At 60.5% G+C, this 2,549-nt stretch carries 5 protein-coding genes; all 5 read left to right on the top strand.

From position 1 onward, the window contains the following. Nucleotides 1–108: 108 nt before the first annotated feature. The 5 genes from AC07PR_RS29565 (at nt 109) to AC07PR_RS29545 (ending at nt 2,458) form a co-directional block, all read left to right on the top strand. Nucleotides 109–600 carry a hypothetical protein gene (locus tag AC07PR_RS29565; protein WP_495137420.1) on the top strand — a complete coding sequence of 164 codons (492 nt, stop codon included), beginning with the start codon at nt 109–111 and terminating at the stop codon, nt 598–600. A 97-nt stretch (nt 601–697) separates the two neighbouring features. Then, the gene (locus AC07PR_RS29560) at nt 698–940 is read left to right on the top strand and encodes an AbrB/MazE/SpoVT family DNA-binding domain-containing protein (protein ID WP_495137419.1); all 243 of its coding nucleotides are present in this window, start codon (nt 698–700) and stop codon (nt 938–940) included. Next, a complete protein-coding gene (locus AC07PR_RS29555; protein ID WP_495137418.1) occupies nt 937–1,338 on the top strand; it encodes a type II toxin-antitoxin system VapC family toxin in 402 nt (133 codons plus the stop codon). The genes AC07PR_RS29560 and AC07PR_RS29555 overlap by 4 nt, the downstream gene beginning before the upstream one ends. Nucleotides 1,339–1,388: 50 nt before the next feature. Continuing rightward, a complete protein-coding gene (locus AC07PR_RS29550; protein WP_495137417.1) occupies nt 1,389–1,748 on the top strand; it encodes a DUF7673 family protein in 360 nt (119 codons plus the stop codon). 50 nt (nt 1,749–1,798) lie between these two features. Next, nucleotides 1,799–2,458, top strand: coding sequence for a hypothetical protein (locus tag AC07PR_RS29545; protein WP_495137416.1), 660 nt, complete (start codon nt 1,799–1,801; stop codon nt 2,456–2,458). Nucleotides 2,459–2,549 lie beyond the last annotated feature (91 nt).

Genomic DNA, 2,549 nt, shown 5'->3' with positions numbered 1-2,549 from the left:
CACCAGAGCTCCGGCTCGGCCAACAAACCCCTCCAGCCAATACCCGGCTCCAGAGGCATCTAACAAAGCAGGCGGTTTGAACGCCACTACCCAAATCGGAGTACAGCAATGACAGTCCAATCCATGCGAGTTGCAGCCCTTCACCCTGGCGTTCGCGTTCGAAGCCTGTTCGGTGAGTCCGACAGCACCCACCAGGACCTCATCCGGAGCTGCGCTCCGGGTTCGTGGGGGCACATCGTTGAGTACACCGAACATGGTGACTCGCAGGCCGATCACTATGCATGCCGGTTCCCGGGCGGGGTCCGCGTCCTTATCGGAGCGAACGAGCTGCTCGATCCCGCGAAGTACACGCTCGCCGATTCGGAAACCCCACTGGAGGCAGCCCTCGCGCTGCACTACCTCACCGATGTGCTGGACATGACCATCGTGGATGACGATGCGCTTCCTCACGTCCAGACGCTGTCCGACGCGGCGCGCACGATCACACGCTTGGTCAACGAGTGCGAAAACGCGCTCGCAGCGATGGAGGATTCTGGGACGGTTCCCAACTATGTCCAGCAGCGGCTTCGCGCCTGCCTCGCGGACATGGGGTCTCTCTAAGCAAAGAGGATGGACCTCGGGTGTAAGGTAAAGCTACCTTACCTAGTTCCTTACCCGTTGCCTTACGCTATAGTAAGGCACTCACAAGGAGAGCATCATGACCGTCGCAACCATCACCAGCAAGGGGCAGATCACCATCCCTGCTGACGTCCGCAGGGACCTCGCGGTAGGTACCGGCGACCGCCTCGAGTTCATCGCAATCGAGCCTGGGAAATACATGGTCATTGCCAAGATCAAGGACGTCCGAGAACTCAAGGGCATGTTCGGAAAGCCCAAGAGATCCCTGTCCATCGAGGAGATGAACAGCGTGATTGAGTCGAGGGGAGCGGCGGCCCGATGATCGGTCTGGATACCAACGTCCTCGTGCGGTACATCATGCAGGACGACAAAAAGCAATCGCCACTCGCGACTAAGCTTTTTGAGGGGCTGACGGCGGAGGAACCGGGCTTCGTGTCAGTGGTTTCGATCGTCGAGCTGGTCTGGGTCCTGTCTTCTGCGAAAGGCTATGACCTGGACCGTGAACAGGTCGGTCAAGCCTTGGAGCTGCTGTTGCAGTCTCGTCAGCTTGTCGTCGAACAGAGCGATCGCGTCAACCTCGCTTGGCAGACCTATTCGACGACCACGGCGGACTTCGCCGACTGTCTCATCGAGCGGCTGTGCTCCGGGGCAGGTTGTACGCGAACGATGACCTTCGATGTCACTGCGTCGAAGCTGACCGCGATGGCGCTGATCTCGTGAAGGGTTCGATCATCTGGGCCGACTGGCCAGTTTTCTAAGGAGGAATCAACATGAACATTGCTGACTTCCAACGGCAAGAGCGTGAATGGGCAGACCGCGCTCAGAAGGTCCAGGCGGCTGCCGCGCAGGCCTACGAGCGGCTCTTGACCCTGGCCGAGAAGAGCGACAGCGGGCAGATTCAGCGCGTTGCGTATTTCATTGCCGCGACTTTCGACGGGCAGACGTTCCCGCTCGACCTCTTTGAACTGCGCACGGTTGACGTGGAGATTGGTGACGACATGCTCGTCTGCCTGGACGCGCTGCGCTGGGGGAAGGCCGATCTCTACAAACTGGTTCCCGACGGCCACGCGCGCGTTCTCCGCATTTGCGATGCGTGGGGTATCACGTGGTCGGACTCGGACGGTGCGTGACGGTTCAGGTGGACAAGCTCGCAACAACATTTCGATAGGAGGAAAAACCGATGAACGCGGCCACGACAACAAGCACGCTGAGGGCGACGGAGTTCGACGAGTTCGACAACCTTGTTTCTTCGCTGCCCGAGACGGTGGTGCCGACAAACCCGCACGAGCACGGGTCAGCTCAGTGGGCGCGGTGGAACGACGGCTATCGCTCAGCAGTGAAGCGCTTGGATAGCGCTCGTTCGCACGTCAGGAGCTGGAACCGTTCGATGGCTGCTGGTGGGAGTGTCATGTACAACAAGGGCAACCTTGCGGGAATGGTGCTCCTCAAGACGACTTCCCAGGCATATGTATTGGGCACCACCGCCGCAGTCGATCTTGAGCACGTCGGCACGGTCATGTTGCGCGATGTGCATCCGTGCTACGGCGGGCAGGACGCGAGCGGCGTTGATACCTCCCCTCCGTACTCCATGCGCAACGCGAAGCTGCTCTCGGCACTCTTCGGCACCGCGATCATCTTTGGCGGCAAGGTTGTGGCCGACCTTACGAGCCTGCCCCTTCCCAGCTGGATCATCACGACCGGAATTACCTTGGGAGGGCTTGCGATCGGCGTGGCCGCTGTCCTCAGCGACACCGTGACCGCAAAGGTTGTCCGTGTGCTTGGGTCGATTGCGTGCGTGATCGCCTGCGGCTATTTCGTTGCGATGTCCATCGTCAACTGAATCCCATGGTTGATGGCGCCGTAGGCGCCTTTCCCCGCCGTGCGACCCGGGAGGGTCGTGCCGGGGGCGGTGTGCATGGTGACGCGCTGCA

This window comes from Roseateles sp. GW821-FHT09H11, assembly GCF_059415845.1.
Note: the sequence above shows the minus strand (reverse complement) of the source record. Positions and strands in the feature narration are given on the sequence as shown.